Here is a 22,077-nt window from a genome sequence, read left to right as displayed (position 1 = left end):
TAAGGTAACGAAGTACCTGGTCGTTCCGCAGTGTCCCACGCACCCGTACGGGCCAACCCGTACGACCTTCGGAGGAAGGAAACAGCCCCTGACTGTCCACCACCTCAACCAGCTCCTGCTCGTCTGTTCGCTCGTCCTGCTGATCGCCGTCGCCGCCGTGCGCATCTCCTCGCGCAGCGGACTGCCGAGCCTGCTCCTCTACCTCGGCATCGGGGTGGCCATGGGGCAGGACGGCATCGGCAACGTGTCGTTCAGCAACGCCGAGCTGACGCAGGTCATCGGCTACGCAGCCCTCGTCGTGATCCTGGCCGAGGGCGGCCTCGGCACGAAGTGGAAAGAGATCAAACCGGCGCTGCCGGCCGCCGTCATGCTGTCGCTGGTCGGCGTCGCCGTCAGCGTGGGTGTGACGGCCGCCGGGGCGCACTACGTCGTGGGCCTCGAGTGGCGGCACGCGCTCATCATCGGCGCGGTGGTGTCCTCGACGGACGCCGCGGCCGTCTTCTCCGTGCTGCGCAAGGTGCCGCTGCCGTCCCGCGTGACGGGCGTCCTGGAGGCCGAGTCCGGCTTCAACGACGCTCCTGTGGTGATCCTGGTGGTGGCCTTCTCCACGGCTGGACCCATCGAGCACTGGTACGCCCTCGTCGGGGAGATCGCCCTTGAACTGGCGATCGGCGCCGCGATCGGGATCGCGGTGGGCTGGCTCGGCTCCTTCGGCCTGCGGCACGTCGCCCTGCCCGCCTCCGGCCTCTATCCGATCGCCGTCATGGCCATCGCCGTCACCGCGTATGCCGCCGGAGCCATGGCCCACGGCAGCGGATTCCTCGCCGTCTACCTCGCCTCGATGGTCCTCGGCAACGCGAAACTGCCGCACTGGCCCGCCACCCGCGGCTTCGCCGAAGGGCTCGGCTGGATCGCGCAGATCGGGATGTTCGTCCTGCTCGGCCTGCTCGTCACCCCGCACGACCTCGTGGACGACTTCTGGCCCGCGATCGTCATCGGTCTCGTCCTGACGATGGTGGCGCGCCCCCTCAGTGTCGTCTTGAGTCTTCTGCCGTTCCGGATGCCCTGGCAGGAGAAGGCCCTCATGTCCTGGGCCGGGCTGCGCGGCGCGGTGCCCATCATCCTGGCGACCATCCCGATGGTGAACGGCGTCGACGACAGCACTCGGATCTTCAACATCGTCTTCGTCCTCGTCGTCGTCTACACGCTCATCCAGGGACCGACGCTGCCCTGGCTCGCCCGGAAACTGCGGCTCGGCAGCGACTCCGCTTCCGCCGCCGACCTCGGCATCGAATCGGCGCCCCTGGAGAGACTGCGCGGACATCTGCTGTCCGTGACGATCCCCAAGGAGTCCCGGATGCACGGCGTCGAGGTCAGCGAGCTGCGGATGCCCCCGGGTGCCGCTGTCACGCTCGTCGTGCGCGAGAAGCAGTCCTTCGTGCCGTTGCCGACGACCGTCCTGCGGCACGGCGACGAACTCCTCGTGGTCGCGACGGACCAGGTACGGGACGCGGCCGAGGCCCGGCTGCGGGCCGTGGCACAGGGCGGCAAGCTCGCCGGATGGCTGGCGGGGAACGGCGGCCCGGGACGCGCACGGCGGGCGCAGTAGCGCCTTGGCGCATACGCGGAGAGCGAGGGCGCCGAGGGCTCAGGGAGGGCGTCGGCAGATGGATGGCGGGCCGATGACCGGTGGATGAAGTTCCGCCACGCGGAAGAAAGTGGCCCGCCCGGCCGTTAGCATGGTCGGTACACACTTGAAGTTCCACCGACTCTGCCTGATGTAGAGCCGGCGCGACCGCAAAGCGGCCGCGGTTCCCTTGCATACCCTGCATGGCCCAGGCCCTCCTGGCGCGGACCCCGGTATCACTCGGTTCCCGGCGCATGAGGACGGCTCTCGGCGCACACCCCTACCGGGGCAGCGCTACCAGGCGGCAGAAAGGCAAGGGCCGTGCCAGAGAATTACACGGCCACGGTCACCGACAAGCGCCCCGGATACGGTCAGCTGCTGCGCACCCGCGGCGCCTGGACGTTCCTGCTCCCCGGCTTCGCCGCCCGGCAGCCGTTCGCGATGCTCACCCTCTCGACGGTCCTGCTCGTGCAGCACACCACCGGCTCGTACGGCACCGCCGGCGCCGTCTCCGCCACCACCGGCGTCTCCATGGCGCTGTTCGCCCCCTTCACGGGCAAACTCGCCGACCGCTTCGGGCAGCGCGCCGTCCTCGTGCCCGGCGTCCTGCTGCACACGGCGTCCGTGCTCCTGCTGACCGTGCTCGCGCTCACCGACGCCCCCCTGTGGACCCTGTTCGTCGCGGCGGTCCCGACCGGCGCGTCCACCCCGCAGGTCGGACCCATGGTCCGGGCCCGCTGGGGCGTCAAGCTGCAGGGCTCGCCCCTCATGACGACGGCCGCCGCCTTCGAGTCCGTCACGGACGAGTTCACCTTCGTCCTCGGCCCGCTGTTCGCGACCGCCCTGTGCACCAGCGTGCACCCCGCCGCCGGTCTCGTCACGGAGGCGTCCCTGACGCTGCTGGGCGGCCTCCTGTTCGCCGCGCAGCGCGGCACGCAGCCGCTGCCGTCCCGGTCCGCGGGCGCGGCCCACGCACGCGTGGAGCACGTTTCCGCGCTGCGGATCCCCGGAGTGCGCGTCCTGATCGTGGCGTTCCTGGGCATCGGCTCCGTCTTCGGCGGCATGCAGGTCGCCCTGGCCGCGTTCACCGAGTCGATCGGCGAGCCCGGCCTGAACGGTGTCCTGTACGGGACGTTCGCCGCGGGCAACATGCTCTCCGGCATCGTCTGCGGAGCCGTCGCATGGAAGATCGCGCCGCAGCGCCGCCTCCTGCTCGCCTACACCGCGCTCGCCGTGACCGCCTCCGGCCTCTGGGCCGCGCAGTCCGTACTCCTGCTGGCCGGGATCGGCCTGCTGGTGGGCACGTGCATCGCCCCGGCCCTGATCACCGGCTACACGCTCGTCGAGAAGCTGGTTCCCCCGACCGCCCGCACCGAGGCCTTCACATGGCTCACGGGCGCGGTCGCACTCGGCCAGGCAGCGGCCGTCACGGTCGCCGGCCAGCTGGAGGACCGCCTCTGGGACGGCGCCGGATTCCTCGTCCCCATGGGCGGCACGGTGCTCGCCGTACTGCTCCTGGCGACCCTGCGTTCCCGCCTCGTCCCGCCGTCGACCGGCCGGACCGTGGCGCGTGGCGTCGGTCACCGAGTGCCGGTGTCGGTGGACTGATCTCGCGGAATACGTCACTATGGATTGTCGTTAGCACTCATCGAGTGAGAGTGCCAGGAGGAAGCAAGTGCCGACGTACCAGTACCAGTGCACCGAATGTGGCGAGGGCCTCGAGGCGGTGCAGAAGTTCACCGATGACGCACTGACCGTGTGCCCGAGCTGCGACGGACGCCTCAAGAAGGTGTTCTCGGCGGTCGGCATCGTCTTCAAGGGATCGGGCTTCTACCGCAACGACAGCCGCGGCTCCTCGTCGAGCAGCTCGCCGGCGCCGTCGTCCGCGAAGTCGACCACCTCGGACTCGAAGTCTTCGTCCTCGGACTCCAAGTCGTCCTCCGCGTCGACGTCCTCGGCTTCCGCTTCGTCTTCGTCTTCCTCTTCGGGCTCGTCCTCGAGCTCTTCCGCCGCGTAAGGCGCTCGGCCGCCACGGCCAAGTTCTTACGGAACCCTGTCGTCCTTCCGACGACAGGGTTTTCGGCGTTCCCCGGCGGATACTGTGCCGGACATGGCGAATACAGTTCCGGGCACGGCGAGCAAGGCGAACACACGGGTCACGGCCGAGATCGGTGTCATCGGCGGCTCCGGCTTCTACTCGTTCCTGGACGAGGTGACCGAGGTCCGGGTCGACACCCCGTACGGGGCGCCGAGCGACTCGCTCTTCCTCGGCGAGATCGCGGGCCGCGAGGTCGCCTTTCTGCCCCGCCACGGCCGCGGCCACCATCTGCCGCCGCACCGCATCAATTACCGCGCCAACCTCTGGGCTCTGCGCTCCGTGGGCGTCCGGCAGGTCCTCGGTCCCTGCGCCGTGGGCGGGCTTCGGCCCGAGTTCGGACCGGGGACACTCCTGGTGCCGGACCAGTTCGTGGACCGGACGAAGGCCCGCGCACAGACGTACTTCGACGGGGAGCCGCTCGCGGACGGGACCGTGCCGAACGTGGTGCACGTGTCGCCCGCCGACCCGTACTGCCCGGCCGGGCGCCGGGTCGCCGTGAAGGCAGCGCGCGGCCGCGACTGGGAACCGGTGGACGGCGGGACGCTCGTCGTGGTCGAGGGACCGCGGTTCTCGACCCGCGCCGAGTCGCGCTGGCACGCCTCCCAGGGCTGGTCGGTGGTCGGCATGACCGGGCACCCCGAGGCGATGCTCGCCCGTGAACTCGAGCTCTGCTACACGTCGTTGACCCTGGTCACCGACCTCGACGCGGGCGCCGATCCGGGCGAGGGCGTCTCGCACGACGAGGTCCTCCAGGTCTTCGCCGCCAATGTGGACCGGCTGCGGACGGTGCTCTTCGACGCGGTGGCGGGGCTGCCGGCGGAGGGCGAGCGGGACTGCCTGTGCGTGGGGGCGCTCGGCGGGATGGATCCGGGGATCGTGCTGCCGTAGCCCCGCGTACGGCGTCCGGCTGCGGCGTGCGGCGTCCCGCGTCCGGCTGCGGCGTGCGGCGTGCGGCGTGCGGCTGAACTACGCCTTCGGGTGAGGGAGTTGTCCACAACCGGCGAGTAGTACACGGGCCTCAGCGGAAATCGGCGCGGGCCTGGATCGTGGAGCGCGAGGCGAGCTTTCGAGCTTGCGTGTTCCGAGGCTCTTCGATGCCTCACGATCCAGGTGGTGGTCGCCCATGTCCCCGTTCAGCACTCCCCCGACGAGCGAGGTCCCTCATTTCGCGCCGCTGCGGGTCCGCGGCGGGCGGTGGCGGCCACACCGTGCGGGCCGGCACCGGCGGCGAGCGGTCGCAGGCGGTCTCGTCATGACGGCGGCGGTGCTGGTGGCCGCGGGGCCGTCCGGCGCGGGCTCCTCAGGCTCTGCGTCCTCAGGCTCCGAGTCGTCAGGTTCCGCGCGTGAGCGGGAGCGGCGACCGGTCGTGACGGTGTCCGCGCCGGTGCGGATCGCGGACGCGGCGGCGGTGCGGCTGCTGCGGCCCGGCGACCGGGTCGACGTCGTGGCGGCGGGGGCGGGAGCCGACGCCGGCGCCGGTGAGGCGCAGGGCTCCGGAGGTCAGGGGGGCAGGGTCGTGGCGGCGGGGGCGCGGGTCAGCTCCGTGCCGGAGTCATCGGGGTCGCCGGGGTCGCCGGGGTCAGCCGACGATGCGGCCGCGGAGGGCGGTGCGCTGGTCGTCCTGTCCGTGCCCCGGGCGACGGCGGCGCGGCTGGCCGGGGCCGGTGCCACCTCGCGGCTGGCGGTGACTCTGTGGTGATCATTTTCGGGTGTCCGGACGGGCCGGTCCGCACGGTTTCGAAGTCAAGTCCCTCGTTCGAGTCAGCGAATTGGACAGGCCCGTCAGGCGCTGCCGTAGGTTGCGGAACTGTTTGTTCCACAGCCTGCACAAGTGAAGAGAGGCCTTCTGGTGAGCGAGAAGAAGAAGCCGAGCGTCTGGGAGGGCTTCAAGGCCTTCCTGATGCGCGGCAATGTGATCGACCTTGCGGTCGCGGTGGTCATCGGGGCCGCGTTCACCAACATCGTGAACTCCGTCGTGAAGGGCGTCATCAACCCGCTGGTCGGCGCCTTCGGCACGCAGGACCTGAACGGCTACAAGTCGTGCCTGAAGGGCACGTGCCCGGGCAAGGACGGCATCGAGATCCTGTGGGGCTCGGTGCTCAGCGCCACCCTCACATTCCTGATCACGGCCGCGGTCGTGTACTTCCTGATGGTGCTGCCGATGGCCAAGTACCTGGCCAAGAAGGCGGCCCGGGATGCCGCGAAGGAAGGCGCCGCGGAGGTCGTCGAGCTGTCCGAGCTGGAGGTCCTGAAGGAGATCCGCGACGCCCTGGTGGCGCAGCGCGGCTCCGGGCACAGCGAGCAGTAGCCGCGGCTCAGAGGTGGTGGGGCGGCTTCTCGTCGAGGAAGCGAGCCAGGTCAGCGGCGCTGTCGCCGCCGGCGGTGGGCCGCTCGCCCCACCCTCGGTCCGTATCGTCCGAGGACTGCGTGCTCAACGGATCGTCGAAGACCAGCGCGCTCTTCGGATCGCGCGGTTCGGGGGCGGGGGCGGTGCTCATGGCTCAAGCCTACGTCCGTCGGGGAGCTGGGTGCCGGGGCGCGGGGTGCCAGGGGGTCGGTTCCGGGCACGACGCCATGGTTTCCGGGACCTTCGGCTCCGTGGGCTACCGGTCAGCTTCCCTCGGCTGCCGGTCAGCGTCCGTGGGTCGACGGTCAGCTGGGGGATTCGGCGCCCTTGCGGGCGTAGAACCACCAGCAGAGGCCGATGCATGTGACGTAGAAGCCCACGAAGCACCGCAGGGAGCTGGTGACGGCGAAGTTCGCGAACATCGCCGGGATGAACATCGCCGGGATGAAGAAGAAGCCGTAGGCGGCGATGGCGGACGTGAAGCCGGTGACCGCGGCGGGCTCCGTCTCGGCCTGCTTGACCACCTTGGCGTGGGCGGGGGTGCCCTCTTCGAGGCCCTTCAGGTGCTGGCTGCGGAAGATCACGGGGATCTGGCGGAACGTCGAGCCGTTACCGATGCCGCTGAAGAAGAACGCGGCGAGGAAACAGCCGAGGAAGCCCCAGAAGTTGCCCTGGCCGCCGCCGGACGGCAGGAAGTTGATCACGCCGACGACCGAGACGGCCATGCCGGCGAAGGAGATGATCGTGACGCTGGCGCCGCCGACCCGCTTGTCGACGGACTCCCGGAAGAGGTCGTTCTCCGGTTCCCAGTCCGTGATCGTGTGGCCAGGGCGGTACTGCTGGGGATGGTACGACCCGGCCGTCCCTTCGACGGACGGGGCGTCCTTGAGGGCAGGACTCATGGCGGCTTCCTGATGGGGGCGAGGAGGGAGTTCCTTACTCGTCCACGGTGCGTCCCGGACACAGGGGAAAGGAGAGGCGTAGGTCGTGACCTGGGCGAACCAAAGTCCCGTAAGGCACCTGCCGTTCGGCGCGCGCGGAGGCGGGGCCGGGGCCCAACTCACGTGATACGCATGCCGTATGACGACGCCCACGCGCAATGCCCTGACCGATGTCGCCGGCCTGCGGGTCGGTCATGCCACCCGCGTCGGCGAGGGTGGCTGGTTGACCGGCACCACAGTGGTGCTCGCGCCCGAGGGCGGGATGACCGCCGCCGTGGACGTGCGCGGGGGCGGCCCGGGTACGAAGGAGACGGACGCCCTCGACCCGCGCAATGTGGTCCGTCGCATCGATGCCGTGACGCTGACGGGCGGCAGCGCCTACGGCCTGGACTCCACGTCGGGTGTCATGGCGTGGCTGGAGGAGCAGGGCCGGGGCGTGCGGGTGGGGGCCGGGCCGCGCGAGGTGGTGCCGGTCGTCCCCGCCGCGTGCGTCTTCGATCTGGGCCGCGGCGGCGAGTTCGGTGCCAGGCCCGACGCGGCGACCGGCCGCGCGGCGGTGGAGGCGGCGGCCGCTTCGGCGCCGGGCTCCCCCGTCGCGGAGGGCTCGGTGGGCGCGGGCACGGGTGCGGTGATCGGCGGGCTCAAGGGCGGCGTGGGCACGGCGAGCACGGTGCTCGACTCGGGCGTCACGGTCGCGGCGCTGGTCGTGGCCAACGCGGCCGGCTCCGCCGTCGATCCGGCGACGGGCGCACTCTACGGACGGTTCTTCGACCCGGGCTCCGCCCCCGAGCAAGGCGGCGGCCCGTATCCGTCGCCACAGACGCACGCGCAGGCGCGGGCGCGGATCGCGCGGGCCAAGGAGGAGGCCGCCGGGCAGGCATCACCCCCGCTGAACACCACGCTGGCCGTCGTCGCCTCGGACGCGCTGCTCACCCGCTCCCAGGCACAGAAGCTGGCGGGCACTTCGCACGACGGCATCGCGCGCGCCGTTCGTCCGGTGCACCTCCTCAACGACGGGGACACCGTCTTCGCCGTCTCGACCGGCACGCGCCCGATCGACGAGGACGACCCCCTCGCGTTGAACGACATCCTCGCGGCGGGCGCGGACATGGTGACGCGGGCGATCGTGCGGGCGGTGCTCGCGGCGGAGTCGGTGCGGGGGGCGGGCGGGACGTTCCTCTCGTACCGGGATCTGTACGGGAGTTGAGGCCCCGGGCTCACGCAGCCCAGGATTTACGCAGTGGCCCGCCCGCCCGGTTCCTGGCGTGTCCTGTGTCTCCGTTCACATATTTCGAAGGAACCTTTCCGGTGAGGTCGCACTCTCTACCCACACTGGAGTAACTACCTAATCCTGGAGCAACTCGTGACAACCCCGGACACAGCCGCGCACCAGCATCCCCGTCAGCCCGAGCAGGGCCGCGGGCGCACCGCGCGGCGGGTCCTGGTGGCGACGGCCGCGCTCGCCGCCTGCGCGCTCACCCTCACCGCCTGCGGCGGCAGCGCCAGCGCGGGGAACGACGACGACTCGATCGGCAAGGGCGGCGACAGCAAGGGCTCCTCCGCCGCGCAGATCACGATCTCGGCCAAGGACGGTTCGACGGGCGCGTCCATCAACGCGACAGGCGTGAAGGTCAGGTCCGGCAAACTCACCGACGTGACGATGACGGAGCCCGACAGCGGCAGGACCGTGCCCGGCTCCTTCACCGCCAACGGTTCGGCGTGGAAGCCCAAGGAGCAGCTCGAACGCGGGACGAAGTACCGCGTATCGGCCACCGCCAAGGACTCCGAGGGCCGTACCGCCGCCGCCAACTCGATCTTCACGACGGTCACCACGTCAGGCAGCTTCATCGGCACGTACACGCCGGACGGCGGCACCACCGTCGGCGTCGGCATGCCGGTCTCGTTCACCTTCGACAAGGCCATCACCGACAAGAAGGCCGTGCAGTCGCACATCACGGTCTCCTCCAGCAGCGGCCAGCAGGTCGTCGGCCACTGGTTCGGCGCGCAGCGGCTCGACTTCCGCCCCGAGGAGTACTGGAAGGCCGGCTCCAAGGTCACGATGAGGATCGCCCTGGACGGCGTGCAGGGCGCGAACGGCGTGACGGGCGTCCAGAACAAGACGGTCAGCTTCACCGTCGGCCGTTCCCAGGTCTCCACCGTCGACGTCAACACCCAGACGATGACGGTCGTGCGGGACGGCAAGACCGTCAAGACGATCCCGATCTCGGCCGGCAGCGCCCAGCACACCACGTACAACGGGCAGATGGTGATCTCCGAGAAGTTCGTCCAGACCCGGATGAACGGGTCGACGGTCGGCTTCGGCGGCGAGTACGACATCCCTGACGTGCCGCACGCGATGCGCCTGTCCTCTTCCGGGACGTTCATCCACGGCAACTACTGGTACCCGAGGGGCAACCCGCCCTTCGGCCGTTCCGGCACCAGCCACGGCTGCATCGGCCTCGCGGACGTCCAGGGGGCGGGCGGCGCGACGATCGCCAAGTGGTTCTACGACAACTCGCTCGTCGGCGACGTGGTGACCGTCAAGCACTCCCCCGACACCACGATCGCACCCGACAACGGCCTCAACGGATGGAACATGTCGTGGGGCCAGTGGACGGCCGGCAGTGCGGCCTGAGCCCCACCGGACAGCGGCCTGAGCCCCACCGGACAGGGGCCTGAGCCCCAGCGAAGAGCAGCCCGGAGCCGGCCGAAAAAGCGGGCGCAAGAGCGGGCCGCGCGGGAACTTCCCCGTGCGGCCCGCTCGTTTCTGATTTCGAGGACATGATGTCCGAACTAGGGGCTACGGTATGCACCCACAAGGTGACATGTAGCAACGCCGGGAGATGCCTTGAGCGTTCCGTACGACACCGCAGCGTACGAGCCACCCGAATCGCACGAGTCGCATCAGCCGGACGGCACGCACCAGCCGGATGAGCACCTCGGGCGGCTTCTGGGCCGGGCCCTGAACTCCTTCGAGCTGCCCGACGAGGCCCTCGCCCGCCTCGACTGCGCGCTCGCGTACGACACTTCGCTGCACTCGGCGCACCACAGCGCGGGCCTGCACCGCGAGACGTACCGGCACACGTGGCTGCTCGCGGACGGCAGCGCGCTCACGCTGTGGGAGCTCGTCCACAACACGATGCCCGGCCGAGGGACCCAGCACGAGGTGTACACGTCGGAGGACGATCTCCACCTGGCGACGGACCGCCTCCCGCTGCCCCGCGAGGCCGCCCCCGACTTCGAGTTGCCGCTCCCGCTCCAGCTCCCGTCGGTCCCCGAGCCGCGCCGCAGCTACGCGGCCGACGACTCGGCGGACCACGCCCGCCGCCTGCTGCGCCGCGCGGAGAACGAGGACCGTCCGGGCCCCGGCACCGCCCGTCTCCTGCACACCGCATACGCGCACCAGATCACGCAGGCCTTCGGTCGCCCGCGCCTCGGATTCACGCTGTACGAGCACGCGTTCCTACTGCAGGACGGCAGCGAGATCAGCCTCTGGGAGATCGAGCACACGGTGACGCCGGACGGCCGCCACATGTGCGAGGTGTACGCCACGCAGGACGAGGCCCGCGCGGCGATGCAGCGCCGCGCCACCGACCGCTCCCGCCCCAGCTGCGGCTAGCCAGCCGCAGGAAGCCGAGCCGCGGAACAAGAAGCAGAAGCAGAGCCGCGCAAACACCCTGCCCGTGACCAGCGGCGGCTATCGGCCGCGCTAGCGGCGGCTGAACTGGCGTACCAGGCCCGCGAACGCGTCGCGCTCGTCCGGTGTCAGCGGCACGGACTCCAGGGCGGGCGGCCCGCCCTGACCCGGCAGCGAGGCGAGGGGCTGCGCGGTGCCCCAGGCCACATGGCGGACCAGCCGGACGAGACCGACCACCCACACCACGGTGGCGACCGCGAGGAACGCCACGCCTACCTGCTGAAAGATCGACACGTGCTCAGGCATGGGCCCAGTCAACACCACGGTCCGGGACTATGGTCCCGGACCGTGACGTATCTCGCATGAGCGGACAGTTCCGAACTGTCAGGCGGCCACCGTCAGGCGGCCACCGGTATCTTCGGCTCCTCGTCCTTCTCCGCGACCGCGTCGCCCGCCCCGTCGGCCATGCCCTCGGGGGTGGCCTTCCGCATCCCCTTCAGGACCACGACCAGGGCCGTGGACACGCAGACACCGGCGGCGATCGCGATGAGGTACAGGAACGGGTTGCCGATCAGCGGGACCACGAAGATGCCGCCGTGCGGGGCGCGCAGGGTGCAGCCGAAGGCCATCGACAGGGCGCCGGTGACCGCGCCGCCCGCCATCGAGGCGGGGATGACGCGCAGCGGGTCCGCCGCGGCGAACGGGATCGCGCCCTCCGTGATGAACGAGGCACCGAGCACCCAGGCCGCCTTGCCGTTCTCGCGTTCGGTCCTGGTGAAGAGCCGGCCCCGCACGGTCGTCGCGAGGGCCATGGCCAGCGGCGGGACCATACCGGCGGCCATCACCGCGGCCATGACCTTGAGCGAGCCCTCGGTGGGGTTCGCGAGGCCGCCGACCGCGAAGGCGTACGCGACCTTGTTCAGCGGGCCACCCAGGTCGAAGCACATCATCAGGCCGAGGACGACGCCGAGGATGATCGCGTTGGCGCCGGAAAGGGAGTTCAGCCAGTCCGTCAGGGCGCGCTGGAGGGAGGCGATGGGCTTGCCGATGACGAGGAACATCAGGAAGCCGACCACGGCGGAGGAGATCAGCGGGATGACGACCACCGGCATGATCCCGCGCAGCACGGGCGGCACCTGCACCTTCTGGATCGCCATCACGACGCCGCCCGCGATGAGACCGGCGGCGAGGCCGCCGAGGAAGCCGGCGTTGATGGTGAGCGCGATCGAACCGCCGACGAACCCGGGCACGAGCCCCGGCCGGTCGGCCATCCCGTACGCGATGAAGCCCGCGAGGACCGGGACGAGGAACGCGAAGGCGACGGAGCCGACCTGGAAGAGCAGCGCGGCCCAGCTGTCGGTCTGGGTCCACACGAAGTGCTCGGCGACGGACGGCGCCTTGTTGATGGTGTAGCCGCCGATCGCGAAGCCGAGGGCGATGAGGAGACCGCCGGCCGCGACGAACGGGACCATGTAACTGACGCCGCTCATCAGCCACTTGCGCAGCTTGGTGCCGTAGCCGTCGCCGGTGTCACCGGCCCTGTCCACGGGGGTGCCGGGCGCGGCGCCCGATGTCGTCTCGCCGCGCGCGGCCTTCTCGCGGACCTCGCCGATGAGTTCGGCGGGCCGGTTGATGCCCGCCTTCACGCCGACGTCGACGGTGGGCTTCCCGGCGAACCGGTCCTTCTCCCGTACGGGTACGTCGTGGGCGAAGATCACGCCGTCCGCGGCGGCGATCACCTCGGGGGCGAGGCGGGTGAACCCGGCCGAGCCCTGCGTCTCGACCACCACCTCCACGTCGTCCGCGTCCCGGCCCGCCTTCTCCAGGGACTCGGCCGCCATGTAGGTGTGGGCGATGCCGGTGGGGCAGGAGGTGACAGCGACGATCTTGAACTTCGCGGCGGGTGCGGCGGGTTCGGCCTGCTCGGCAGGTTCGGCGGGTTCGGCGGGTTCGGCGGGTTCGGCGGCCACGGGCTCCGTGACCGACGGCTCAGGTTCCCCTGCTTCCGCCTCCGCCTCGGGCCCGGGAGTGGACTCGGCCTCCGGCTCATCCCCACGGATCAGCGCCGCCGTGTCCCCCGCGTCGGTCGCCGTACGCAGTGCCGCCTTGAAGTCCTCGTCCATCAACTGCCGTGCCAGCGACGACAGGATGGTGAGGTGGGCGTCGTCCGCTCCGGCGGGCGCGGCGATGAGGAAGATCAGGTCGGCCGGGCCGTCCGGCGCCCCGAAGTCGATCCCGTCGGCGCTGCGGCCGAAGGCGAGGGTCGGCTCGGTGACGTGCTCGCTGCGGCAGTGCGGGATGCCGATGCCGCCGTCGAGGCCGGTCGGCATCTGCGCCTCGCGGGCCGCCACGTCGGCCAGGAAGCCGTCCAGGTCGGTCACCCGGCCCCGGGCGACCATCCGCTCGGCGAGGGCACGGGCCGCCGCCTCTTTGGTGTCGGCGGACAGGTCGAGATCGACCAGGTCGGCGGTGATCATCTCGCTCATCGCGGGCTCCTTCGCACGCGTATCGCCTTGGCGGCGGGGGCGGGGACGGGGGTGGGGGTGGGGACGGGGGTTTCGCCGCGGGGACGGCGGCTTCGGAAAGGAGCGTGGGGAGTGGTCAGGGGCGGGGCGCAGGCCGTCACGGCGCGGGCTCCTTCAGTACGCGGTCCAGCGGGACGTCCGCCGTGAGGGTCACGGCGTCCGGGTTCAGGTCGGCCGGGGTCGGCATCGCGCTGCCCGGGAGCTGGACCGCCGCGGCGCCGTGGGCGACGGCCGAGGCGAGCGCCCGCGGACCCGTGCCGCCCGCGATGAGGAAACCGGCCAGGGACGAGTCACCCGCGCCGACGTTGCTGCGGACGGTGTCGACCGGGGCGGTGGCGAACCAGGCGCCCGAGCCGTCGACGAGCAGCTGCCCGTCCGCGCCGAGGGAGGCGAGGACGGCGCGCGCGCCGAGTTCCCGCAGCTCCTCGGCGGCCTTGACCGCGTCGCCGACGGTGGCGAGCGGACGGCCGACCGCTTCGGCGAGCTCCTCCGCGTTCGGCTTGACGACGTCGGGCCGTTCGCGCAGGGCCGCGAGGAGGGCCGGGCCCGAGGTGTCGAGGGCGATACGGGCGCCGGCCGCGTGGGCGCGGGCGCCCAGCTCGGCGTACCAGGACGGGGCGAGGCCGCGCGGGAGGCTGCCGCAGCAGGCGGTCCAGGCGGCGCCGGCGGAGCGCTCGCCGACGACGGAGAGCAGCGACTCGGCTTCTTCCGGGGTGAGTTCGGGACCCGGCGCGTTGATTTTCGTCAGCGTTCCGTCCGGCTCGGCGAGCGCGATGTTGGACCGGGTCTGTCCGGCTACGGGAACGGGGGCGACGCTGATCCCCTGGGCGTCGAGGAGTTCGGCGACCAGGGCGCCAGGCGCGCCGCCCAGCGGGAGCACGGCGAGCGTGCGGGCGCCGGCGGCGGCGACGGCCCGCGAGACGTTGACGCCCTTGCCGCCCGGGTCCATGCGCTCGCCTGCGGCGCGCAGGACCGCGCCCCGGTCGAGTGCCGGGACCTCGTAGGTGCGGTCCAGGGACGGGTTGGGGGTGACGGTGAGGATCATGCCGCGTACGTCTTCCGTGGTGGCTTGCGTGGGGGGTGCCGGTTCCGGGACCGGTGTCGGGAACGGTTCCGGGGCCGGTGTCGTGAGGCTCATGCGCGGACCACTTCCGTGCCGCTCTTCTCGATGGCGGCCGCGTCCCCGTCGCTGAGGCCGCTGTCGGTGATCAGCACGTCCACGTCCCCCAGGTCACCGAAGCGGGCGAAGTGCTCCTGCCCGTACTTGGCGGAGTCGGCGAGCAGCACGACCCGGCGGGCGGCGGAGACGGCCGCGCGCTTCACGGCGGCCTCGGCGAGGTCGGGGGTGGTCAGGCCGTGTTCGGCGGAGAACCCGTTGGCCGCGAGGAAGAGGACGTCGGCGCGGATCTCCGCGTACGCCCGCAGGGCCCAGGCGTCGACGGCGGCGCGGGTGCGGTGGCGGACGCGGCCTCCGACGAGGTGCAGCTGGATGCCGGGGTGGTCGGCGAGGCGGGCCGCGACGGGCAGGCCGTGGGTGACGACGGTGAGCGTCGAATCCAGAGGCAGGGCCGCGGCGAGGCGGGCGACGGTGGTACCCGCGTCGAGGATCACGGTGCCGTCCTCGGGGAGCTCGGCGAGCGCGAGCCGGGCGATGCGGTCCTTCTCGTCGGCCGCGGTGCCCTCGCGTTCGGCGACGTCGGGCTCGAAGTCGAGCCGCCCGGCCGGTATGGCACCGCCGTGCACGCGCCGTACGAGACCAGCCCTGTCCAGGGTCTTCAGGTCGCGGCGGATGGTCTCCGCGGTGACCTGGAACTCCTCGGCGAGTGACAGCACGTCCACGCGTCCGCCGTCCCGCGCGAGGCGGAGGATCTCCTGCTGCCGCTCCGGTGCGTACATGTCCGTTTGCCTCCGCCGTCTCACCCGGTCGTGCCCGAGTCTGTGGTTTCAATCTGAGGCTACGGCTGGATTTCCAGAAAGTAAACAGGTTCGGGCATGTCGCAGACACAAACGGACTTTGGTCCCCCCTTAGGCGTAGCAGACGCAGTAGACGTGCACACAGAAGGGCCCGGCCTCCTCGCGGAGAACCGGGCCCTTCGGGGATGCCTGCGCGCCTACTGGCCCATCACGTACTTGACCGTCGGGCCCGTGGTCCAGCCGCCGTCCACGGCCAGCTCGGCGCCGGTGACGTACGAGGAGTCGTCCGAGAGCAGGAACACGGCCGCCTTGGCGATCTCGTCCGCCTCGCCGACGCGGCCCATCGGGTTGTTCGGGTAGCCGCCGTCACCCTGCTGGATGCCGAGCTGGGCCGTCATCGGGGTGTAGATCATGCCGGGGTGCACGGAGTTCACGCGGATCTTCGCCGTGCCCTGCTCGACCGCGGCGAGCTTGGTCAGGCCGCGCACGCCCCACTTGGAGGCGCCGTAGGAGCCGGTGAGGGCGAGGCCCATGAGGCCGGCGGCGGAGGAGATGTTGACGATGGAGCCGCCGCCGTTGCCCTTCATCGCGTTGATGGCCGTCTTCATGCCGATGAAGACGCCGGTGAGGTTGATGTCGAGGACCTTGCGGAAGTGCTCGACGGTCTCCGTCTCCAGGGGCTGGCCGGTGGAGATGCCCGCGTTGTTGACCAGGCCGTCGATCCCGCCGAACTCGGCGGTGGCGAATGCGGCGACGGCCGTCCAGTCCTCTTCCGACGTCACGTCGTGCCGCACGAAGCGGGCGCGGTCGCCGAGCTCGGCGGCGAGGGCCTTGCCCTCGTCCTCCAGGACGTCGGTGACGACGACGTTGGCACCGGCCTCGACGGCGCGGCGCGCGATCCCGGCGCCGATGCCGCGGGCTCCGCCGGTGACGAGGACGGTCTTGCCGGTGAGGTTGTTCATGGTTGCTCCAGAGGAAGTCGAGGGTGGAACAAGGGAGTTCGAGGGGTGGGGGCAGGCCTAGGCCGGGGCCCACGGGAAGCCGTCCAGCGAGGCGAGGCACCGCGCGGCGAGCGCCGCGGGTCCGAGCTCGCCGTCCGCCGGGGCGTCGCTCGCGGCCCAGGTCTCCACGCCTACGCGAACGGCCGTGCAGGCGATCCCCGCGGTCAGGCGCAGGGCGAGTGACGCGGGGGCCTGAGGAGCGCCTGATCCGGCTTCCGGGCCACCCCCCGCCCGCTCCGCAAGCACCGCGAGCAGCGTCGCCTCCGACGCGTGGCAGGCGGTGCCCCACACCGCTTGCAGCGCCGGGCTCTCCGCCGCCATGCGCAGCAGGGACCTGACCCACTCCAGCGATTCCCCGTTCGCCGCGTCGTCCACGGCCAGCGACTGCGCGACCGCGTGCCGCAGCGCGTCGGGCACGGACAGCGCCGCCGGGGCGTCGCGCACGGCCCCCGCCCACTGCTGGGCTCCCGCGGCGAAGAGCGGGGCTACCGCTTCTTCCTTGGTCGCGAAGTAGCGGTAGAAGGTGCGCGGAGCGACCCCCGCGGCGCGGGCGATGTCCTCGGCGCGGGTGGCGCGCAGGCCGTCCTCCACGAAGAGCGCCGCCGCCGTGCGGGCGATGTCCAGGCGGGTGGCGGCCTTGCGTCGTTCCGTCAGCGTCTCAGTCGTAGAGCTACCGGGCATGAAGTCATGTTATGCCTCTATGGCAGAATCTGCCACCGACCTGGCGTGCAACCAAGGGGTGGGCGAAAGCAGTGCGGCGGCGACGTTTCCTTCTTCAGACGGCCGGGCTCGCCGGCGCCGCGGCCTACGGGCTCAGCGGCTGCGGTTCCGGCTCGTCGAAGGGCTCCCTCAACCTGATGGTGGCCAGCTACGACCAGAGCGTCGGCTCCTCGATCGGCGACCAGTGGGACCAGGTCGTCAAGGCGTACAAGAAGGTGAAGCCGGACGTCACGGTCCATGTCGAGCGGATCCCGTTCGCCAAGCTGGACCGGACCCTCGCCCAGCGGGTGAAGGACGGCAAGGCGCCCGACATCGCGCAGTCCAACGTCTTCGCGACCTTCGCCGACCAGCGCAAGCTCTACCCGGTGTCCGAGCTCTTCGACATCCCCACCCAGGCCGACTTCACGCAGGCGTTCACCCAGGCGGGCACGGCCCACTACGTCCAGTACGGCATCCCGTTCATGGCGAGCACGCCGCGCCTCTTCTACAACACGAAGCTCTTCGAGCAGGCGGGCGTCTCCGCGCCCACCTCGTGGGACGAACTGCATGCCGTGGCGAAGGCGTTGAAGACGATCGGTGTGAAGACGCCGTACGGCCTCCAGCTCGGCCCCGAGGCCGCCGAGGACGAGGCGCTCGCCTGGCTGCTGGCCGGCGGCGGCACCTACGCGGGCGTCACGGGCTACGACTTCGCGACCACCAGCAACATCGCGACGCTGACCTGGCTGCGCGACCGCCTCGTCGGCGAGGGTCTGGCCGGCTCCGCGCCCCAGCTCCTCGACAGGACGGCCGCCTACGGGCAGTTCATGCGCGGGCAGATCGGCATGCTGATCGCCCACCCGGTCCTGATGAACGCGGCCGACCAGGCGAAGGTCCCGTACGCGCACGCGGCGTTCCCGCAGCGGGAGGGGGGCGCGGCGGCGCCGGTCGGCCTGAGCGACTGGCTGCTCGCGTTCAACCAGAACGGCCACAAGGCCGAGTGCGGCGAGTTCCTCACCTACCTCTACAGCCGTAAGTCGGCCAGGACGTACGGGGGCGGCCAGGCGGCGCTGCCCGTGACGGCGTCCGCGTCGGACGCCCTGCGCTCCGACCCCGCGCAGCGCCCGCTGTGGAAGTTCATCGACCAGATGCCGCGGGCGGAGTTCCAGCCGGTGAATCAGACGTCCTGGCCCGACGTGCGGGCCGCGATCCGCGAGGACATCGGCTCGGCGGTCGTCCGGGGCGGCAACCCGCGCGAGGTGCTCCAGACCCTGGACACGACGGCGAGCCGCGCGGAGATGCGCTCGACGAGCTGAACGACAGATGGGCGGGCCCCCGCGCCGCAGCGCGAGGACCCGCCCACTCGAAGTCCCGCAGGAACTGGACCGGTTGACTACACCGGTCGACTACACCAGTTCCGGCGCCTTCTCCACCGGTCCGGCCGTCGGGTCCGCCTCCTGCGCGCCCCCTTCGACGTGCTGCGCGGGCCGCCCCGGCAGCGCGAACATCAGCAGGAAGATCACGGCGAGCACGCCGACGACGTACCACAGCGAGTTGCTGAACGCGTCGGTGAACGCCTGCCCGACCTCGGTCGGGGCGAGGTGGTCGCCGATCGTCCCGAAGAACACCACGGAGACGAGGCCGAGCCCGAGTGCCGTACCCATCTGCTGCGTGGTGTTGATCAGCCCGGACGCCGAACCGGCGTGCTCGCGCGGCACGTCGGAGAGCACCGCGTCGGTCAGCGGGGCGACGATGAGGCCCATGCCGACGCCCATCACGACGAGCGGCAGCGCCATCTGCCAGGACGTGATCCCGGCGCCGTAACGCCCGGCCTCCCAGATGTAGATCAGCACCCCGGTCATCATCGCCAGCGCGCCGGTCTGGAGCACCTTGCGCCCGAACTTCGGCACGAGCTTCTGTACGGAGATTCCGGCTGCCGCCGACACGGCGATGGAGAACGGCACGCCGGTCAGGCCCGCGTGCAGCGCCGTCCACCCGAGGCCGACCTGCATGTACATCGTCCACACCAGGAAGAACACGCCGAGCGCAACACCGAAGACGACCTGCACGGCGATACCGGCCGCGAAGCTCTTCACCTTGAACAGCGACAGCTCGATCAGCGGCGAACCGTCGCGCCGCGTCTTGTACTTCTCGTACGCGACGAGCGCGCCGAAGACGAGGACGCTGGAGCCCATCACGACGTGGCCCCACACGGGCCAGCCAAGCTCGCGGCCGCGCGTCAGCGGGTAGATCAGCATGAGCAGGCCGAGCGTGACCAGGACGACGCCGACGAGGTCGAGCTTGAGGGCGCGCGGCGCCTTGGACTCGCTGATGAACTTGCGGCCGAGGAGCAGTCCGGCGATGCCGACCGGCAGGTTGATCAGGAAGATCGGGCGCCATTCGAGACCGAACAGGTTCCACTCGGTGAGCAGCGCGCCGAGCAGCGGACCGGAGACCGCGCCCAGGCCGACGATCATGCCGAAGAGCCCGAAGACCTTGCCGCGCTCCTGCGCGGGGAACGTGGCGTGCACGATCGACAGGACCTGCGGCACCATCATCGCGGCCATGCCGCCCTGGAGGATGCGCGAGGCGACCAGCATCTCGGGGTTCGCCGCGAAGCCGCAGAGCGCCGAGGCGAGCGTGAAGCCGGCGATGCCTATCAGGAAGAGCCGCTTGCGGCCGTAGATGTCGCCGAGCCGCCCGCCGGTGATCAGGCCCGCGGCGAACGCCAGCGCGTATCCGGCGGTGATCCACTGGATCTGGCTCACGGTGGCGCCCGCGTCGCGCTGGATGGACGGGATCGCGATGTTGACGATCGTGACGTCGACCAGGTCCATGAAGGCGGCGGTCATCACGATGGCCAGGGCGAACCAGCGTCGCCTGTCGGGGGTGGTCACGGGTGAAGTCATACGAGGAGACTAGGAGCCATGTAGGACACACCATGTCCTACATGGCGCCCACCCTGGAATCTCCCGATAACGAATGCGACGCGAAAGCCACCAGCGCGGACGCCGCGAGCGGGACGGACACGAGAACGAGACGCGAACGAGAGGGGACGCACCATGACCACCGACACCCCGGCCCGGCTTCTCCAGCTGCTCTCCCTGCTCCAGACCCCGCGCGAGTGGCCCGGCGGTGAGCTCGCCACGCGCCTGAGCGTCTCGCGGCGCACGGTGCGCCGGGACGTGGACCGGCTGCGCGACCTCGGCTATCCCGTCCAGGCGTCGATGGGAGCGGAGGGCGGCTACCGCCTGGTCGCGGGCAAGGCGCTGCCCCCGCTGGTCCTGGACGACGAGGAGGCGGTGGCGATCGCGGTCGGCCTGCGGGCCGGGGCGGGGCACGCCGTCGAGGGTGTCGAGGAGGCGTCCGTACGGGCGCTGGCCAAGCTGGAACAGGTGCTGCCCTCGCGCCTGCGGCACCGGGTCTCCACGCTCCAGGCCGCGACGATGCCGCTGACCGGAGGGGACGGGGCGTCCATCGCGACGGAGACGCTCACGGTCCTCGCGTCGGCGACGGCGGGGCAGGAGCGGCTGCGGTTCCGCTACCGCTCGGGCGACGGCACGGAGTCACGCCGTCTGACGGAGCCGTACCGGATGGTGTCGACGGGGCGGCGCTGGTATCTGGTGGCGTACGACATAGACCGGGACGACTGGCGCACCTTCCGCGTGGACCGGGTCGAGGAGCCGTTCGCCACGGGTGCGCGGTTCGCTCCGCGGGAGCTGCCGACCGGCGACGCGGCGGAGTATCTGCGGCGCTCCATGTCGGGGCGCGGCCGGCCCTCGTACGAGATCGACGTGACGTTCGAAGCGCCGGCGGACTTCGTGGTGGCACGGCTGCCCTCGACACTCGGCGCGCCCGAGGCGCAGCCCGACGGGACATGCCGGCTGCGCGCAACAGCCACCGACTCGGTGGAGTGGCTGGCGCTGCGGCTCGCTCTGGTGGACTGCGAGTTCACGGTGCACGGGCCGGATGAACTGGTTGACTACGTACGGGAATTGGGTGCGCGCCTCAACAGAGCCACGCACCCCGGCTCAGCCCCGTCCGGCACTTGAGGACAAGGGACGCGGGGGCCTGGGGGCAGCGCCCCCAGAAGGTCAGTGCCCCCGAAGCGTCACGCGGCGGCATCGAACCCGGTGTCCCGAGCCAGCTTCTTCAGCTCGAGAAGCGCGTGCTTCTCGATCTGCCGGATCCGCTCGCGGGTCAGTCCGTGCTCCTTGCCGACCTCCGTGAGCGTGCGCTCACGGCCGTCGTCGATCCCGTACCGCATCTTGATGATGGACGCCGTGCGCTGGTCGAGGCGCCCGATGAGGTCGTCCAGCTCCTCGCTGCGCAGCAGCGTGAGGACGGACTGCTCGGGCGACACGGCGGAGGTGTCCTCCAGGAGGTCGCCGAACTGGGTGTCGCCCTCGTCGTCCACCGGCATGTTCAGCGAGACCGGGTCGCGGGCCCAGTCCAGGACGTCGACGACGCGCGCGGGCTTGGAGTCGAGCTCGGCGGCGATCTCCTCGGGCTCGGGGTCCCGACCGTTCTTCCGGTTGAACTCGCGCTGTACGCGCCGGATGCGGCCCAGCTCCTCCACCAGGTGGACGGGGAGCCGGATCGTGCGTGACTGGTCGGCTATCGACCGCGTGATGGCCTGCCGGATCCACCACGTCGCGTACGTGGAGAACTTGAAGCCCTTGCGGTAGTCGAACTTCTCGACGGCCCGCACCAGGCCCGCGTTCCCCTCCTGGATGAGGTCGAGCAGCGGGAGACCGCTCCTCGGGTAGCGGCGCGCGACGGCCACGACCAGGCGCAGATTGGACTTGATGAAGACGTCCTTGGCCCGCTCACCCGCGGCGACGAGCGCTTCGAGCTCCTCGCGGGACGCCTTGCCCGCGGCTTCGCTCTCCGCTTCGCCGTCGAGGATCTGCCGGGCGTACACGCCCGCCTCGATGGTCTGGGAAAGTTCGACTTCCTTGGCGGCGTCGAGCAGTGGTGTACGCGCTATCTCGTCGAGATACATGCCGACCAGGTCGCGGTCGGCGATCTCGCCGCCTACGGCGCGAACACTGCGTGCGCCGTCGGTCTCGCCGGAGACGGCGGACTTACGACGGGCGACGGCACGGGTTGCCATGCGTGCTCCCTTGCGATGGTGGGCGGGGGCCTGCGGTGGACAGGTCCTGTGGTCCTGTGGTGCCCGGCACACCCTCCCGGGTGCCCTGCATCCGATGGAAACAACGACTGGAATCCGGACAGAATTCCCAAGCTGACCATCGATTTTCGTGATCATGCAGTACCCTGTGCCGCCA

At 71.1% G+C, this 22,077-nt stretch carries 21 protein-coding genes; 11 read left to right on the top strand and 10 right to left on the bottom strand.

All coding sequences use genetic code 11. The features are described from left to right. Positions 1-88 precede the first annotated feature (88 nt). From AC07EJ_RS14715 to mscL, 6 genes are all read left to right on the top strand, one after another. Positions 89-1,609: a potassium/proton antiporter gene (locus AC07EJ_RS14715; RefSeq protein WP_389478080.1), complete on the top strand. Its 1,521-nt coding sequence runs from the start codon at positions 89-91 to the stop codon at positions 1,607-1,609. Between the two features lie 339 nt (positions 1,610-1,948). Next, positions 1,949-3,235, top strand: a complete 1,287-nt coding sequence (locus tag AC07EJ_RS14710; protein WP_393583678.1) for an MFS transporter — start codon at positions 1,949-1,951, stop codon at positions 3,233-3,235. Positions 3,236-3,302: 67 nt separating this feature from the next. Beyond that, positions 3,303-3,644 carry an FmdB family zinc ribbon protein gene (locus AC07EJ_RS14705; protein ID WP_389477770.1) on the top strand — a complete coding sequence of 114 codons (342 nt, stop codon included), beginning with the start codon at positions 3,303-3,305 and terminating at the stop codon, positions 3,642-3,644. A 93-nt stretch (positions 3,645-3,737) separates the two neighbouring features. Then, entirely contained in the window at positions 3,738-4,613 is an 876-nt protein-coding gene (locus tag AC07EJ_RS14700) for an S-methyl-5'-thioadenosine phosphorylase (protein ID WP_478884344.1), read from the top strand. Positions 4,614-5,091: 478 nt separating this feature from the next. After that, positions 5,092-5,424, top strand: a complete 333-nt coding sequence (locus AC07EJ_RS14695; protein ID WP_389477774.1) for an RcpC/CpaB family pilus assembly protein — start codon at positions 5,092-5,094, stop codon at positions 5,422-5,424. A gap of 150 nt (positions 5,425-5,574) precedes the next feature. Continuing rightward, positions 5,575-6,033, top strand: coding sequence for a large conductance mechanosensitive channel protein MscL (mscL, locus tag AC07EJ_RS14690; protein ID WP_389478081.1), 459 nt, complete (start codon positions 5,575-5,577; stop codon positions 6,031-6,033). Positions 6,034-6,040: 7 nt separating this feature from the next. Here the strand turns inward: mscL and AC07EJ_RS14685 are convergent, their stop codons facing one another. Then, complete coding sequence (locus AC07EJ_RS14685) at positions 6,041-6,223, bottom strand: hypothetical protein (protein ID WP_389477776.1); 183 nt, start codon at positions 6,221-6,223, stop codon at positions 6,041-6,043. Between the two features lie 154 nt (positions 6,224-6,377). Further along, positions 6,378-6,974, bottom strand: coding sequence for a hypothetical protein (locus tag AC07EJ_RS14680; protein ID WP_478884343.1), 597 nt, complete (start codon positions 6,972-6,974; stop codon positions 6,378-6,380). A gap of 178 nt (positions 6,975-7,152) precedes the next feature. On the opposite strand from AC07EJ_RS14680, the gene AC07EJ_RS14675 reads away from it, so the two are divergent. The 3 genes from AC07EJ_RS14675 (at position 7,153) to AC07EJ_RS14665 (ending at position 10,632) form a co-directional block, all read left to right on the top strand. Next, positions 7,153-8,220, top strand: a complete 1,068-nt coding sequence (locus AC07EJ_RS14675; protein ID WP_389477782.1) for a P1 family peptidase — start codon at positions 7,153-7,155, stop codon at positions 8,218-8,220. Between the two features lie 156 nt (positions 8,221-8,376). Beyond that, the gene (locus tag AC07EJ_RS14670) at positions 8,377-9,648 is read left to right on the top strand and encodes a L,D-transpeptidase (protein ID WP_478884342.1); all 1,272 of its coding nucleotides are present in this window, start codon (positions 8,377-8,379) and stop codon (positions 9,646-9,648) included. A 213-nt stretch (positions 9,649-9,861) separates the two neighbouring features. Continuing rightward, positions 9,862-10,632 carry a DUF6227 family protein gene (locus AC07EJ_RS14665; RefSeq protein WP_389477786.1) on the top strand — a complete coding sequence of 257 codons (771 nt, stop codon included), beginning with the start codon at positions 9,862-9,864 and terminating at the stop codon, positions 10,630-10,632. A 90-nt stretch (positions 10,633-10,722) separates the two neighbouring features. Here AC07EJ_RS14665 and AC07EJ_RS14660 read toward each other — a convergent pair whose 3' ends face one another. From AC07EJ_RS14660 to AC07EJ_RS14635, 6 genes are all read right to left on the bottom strand, one after another. Continuing rightward, on the bottom strand, positions 10,723-10,956 hold the full coding sequence (locus tag AC07EJ_RS14660; protein ID WP_389477788.1) for a hypothetical protein: 234 nt from the start codon (positions 10,954-10,956) through the stop codon (positions 10,723-10,725). Positions 10,957-11,048: 92 nt separating this feature from the next. Next, on the bottom strand, positions 11,049-13,136 hold the full coding sequence (locus tag AC07EJ_RS14655) for a PTS fructose transporter subunit IIABC (RefSeq protein WP_478884341.1): 2,088 nt from the start codon (positions 13,134-13,136) through the stop codon (positions 11,049-11,051). A gap of 136 nt (positions 13,137-13,272) precedes the next feature. Continuing rightward, positions 13,273-14,220: a 1-phosphofructokinase gene (pfkB, locus tag AC07EJ_RS14650; RefSeq protein WP_478884371.1), complete on the bottom strand. Its 948-nt coding sequence runs from the start codon at positions 14,218-14,220 to the stop codon at positions 13,273-13,275. Between the two features lie 89 nt (positions 14,221-14,309). After that, complete coding sequence (locus AC07EJ_RS14645; protein WP_389477794.1) at positions 14,310-15,071, bottom strand: DeoR/GlpR family DNA-binding transcription regulator; 762 nt, start codon at positions 15,069-15,071, stop codon at positions 14,310-14,312. A 215-nt stretch (positions 15,072-15,286) separates the two neighbouring features. Next, positions 15,287-16,051 carry a glucose 1-dehydrogenase gene (locus tag AC07EJ_RS14640; RefSeq protein WP_478884340.1) on the bottom strand — a complete coding sequence of 255 codons (765 nt, stop codon included), beginning with the start codon at positions 16,049-16,051 and terminating at the stop codon, positions 15,287-15,289. A gap of 57 nt (positions 16,052-16,108) precedes the next feature. Continuing rightward, entirely contained in the window at positions 16,109-16,771 is a 663-nt protein-coding gene (locus AC07EJ_RS14635) for a TetR family transcriptional regulator (RefSeq protein ID WP_389477799.1), read from the bottom strand. A gap of 71 nt (positions 16,772-16,842) precedes the next feature. Here AC07EJ_RS14635 and AC07EJ_RS14630 point away from each other — a divergent pair, with 71 nt between their 5' ends. Further along, on the top strand, positions 16,843-18,102 hold the full coding sequence (locus AC07EJ_RS14630) for an extracellular solute-binding protein (RefSeq protein ID WP_478884339.1): 1,260 nt from the start codon (positions 16,843-16,845) through the stop codon (positions 18,100-18,102). A 90-nt stretch (positions 18,103-18,192) separates the two neighbouring features. Here AC07EJ_RS14630 and AC07EJ_RS14625 read toward each other — a convergent pair whose 3' ends face one another. Then, positions 18,193-19,695, bottom strand: a complete 1,503-nt coding sequence (locus tag AC07EJ_RS14625) for an MFS transporter (RefSeq protein ID WP_478884338.1) — start codon at positions 19,693-19,695, stop codon at positions 18,193-18,195. A gap of 153 nt (positions 19,696-19,848) precedes the next feature. Here AC07EJ_RS14625 and AC07EJ_RS14620 point away from each other — a divergent pair, with 153 nt between their 5' ends. Then, positions 19,849-20,838, top strand: coding sequence for a helix-turn-helix transcriptional regulator (locus AC07EJ_RS14620; RefSeq protein ID WP_389477806.1), 990 nt, complete (start codon positions 19,849-19,851; stop codon positions 20,836-20,838). 59 nt (positions 20,839-20,897) lie between these two features. Here AC07EJ_RS14620 and AC07EJ_RS14615 read toward each other — a convergent pair whose 3' ends face one another. Next, positions 20,898-21,902 (bottom strand): sigma-70 family RNA polymerase sigma factor, encoded by a 1,005-nt coding sequence (locus AC07EJ_RS14615; protein WP_389477809.1) that lies wholly within the window; start codon positions 21,900-21,902, stop codon positions 20,898-20,900. Positions 21,903-22,077 lie beyond the last annotated feature (175 nt).

The organism is Streptomyces sp. NPDC045026, from assembly GCF_056432625.1.
This window is presented reverse-complemented; position numbering and strand designations above follow the sequence as displayed.

Bases quoted from the DNA above. Each gene is read 5' to 3' on its own strand.
- AC07EJ_RS14615 (WP_389477809.1), bottom strand. From the start codon at position 21,902: ATGGCAACCCGTGCCGTCGCCCGTCGTAAGTCCGCCGTCTCCGGCGAG.
- AC07EJ_RS14700 (WP_478884344.1), top strand. From the start codon at position 3,738: ATGGCGAATACAGTTCCGGGCACGGCGAGCAAGGCGAACACACGGGTC.
- AC07EJ_RS14625 (WP_478884338.1), bottom strand. From the start codon at position 19,695: ATGACTTCACCCGTGACCACCCCCGACAGGCGACGCTGGTTCGCCCTG.
- AC07EJ_RS14645 (WP_389477794.1), bottom strand. From the start codon at position 15,071: ATGTACGCACCGGAGCGGCAGCAGGAGATCCTCCGCCTCGCGCGGGAC.
- AC07EJ_RS14620 (WP_389477806.1), top strand. From the start codon at position 19,849: ATGACCACCGACACCCCGGCCCGGCTTCTCCAGCTGCTCTCCCTGCTC.
- AC07EJ_RS14680 (WP_478884343.1), bottom strand. From the start codon at position 6,974: ATGAGTCCTGCCCTCAAGGACGCCCCGTCCGTCGAAGGGACGGCCGGG.
- AC07EJ_RS14655 (WP_478884341.1), bottom strand. From the start codon at position 13,136: ATGAGCGAGATGATCACCGCCGACCTGGTCGATCTCGACCTGTCCGCC.
- pfkB (WP_478884371.1), bottom strand. From the start codon at position 14,220: ATGATCCTCACCGTCACCCCCAACCCGTCCCTGGACCGCACCTACGAG.
- AC07EJ_RS14685 (WP_389477776.1), bottom strand. From the start codon at position 6,223: ATGAGCACCGCCCCCGCCCCCGAACCGCGCGATCCGAAGAGCGCGCTG.
- AC07EJ_RS14675 (WP_389477782.1), top strand. From the start codon at position 7,153: ATGACGACGCCCACGCGCAATGCCCTGACCGATGTCGCCGGCCTGCGG.
- AC07EJ_RS14635 (WP_389477799.1), bottom strand. From the start codon at position 16,771: ATGCCCGGTAGCTCTACGACTGAGACGCTGACGGAACGACGCAAGGCC.
- AC07EJ_RS14660 (WP_389477788.1), bottom strand. From the start codon at position 10,956: ATGCCTGAGCACGTGTCGATCTTTCAGCAGGTAGGCGTGGCGTTCCTC.
- AC07EJ_RS14640 (WP_478884340.1), bottom strand. From the start codon at position 16,051: ATGAACAACCTCACCGGCAAGACCGTCCTCGTCACCGGCGGAGCCCGC.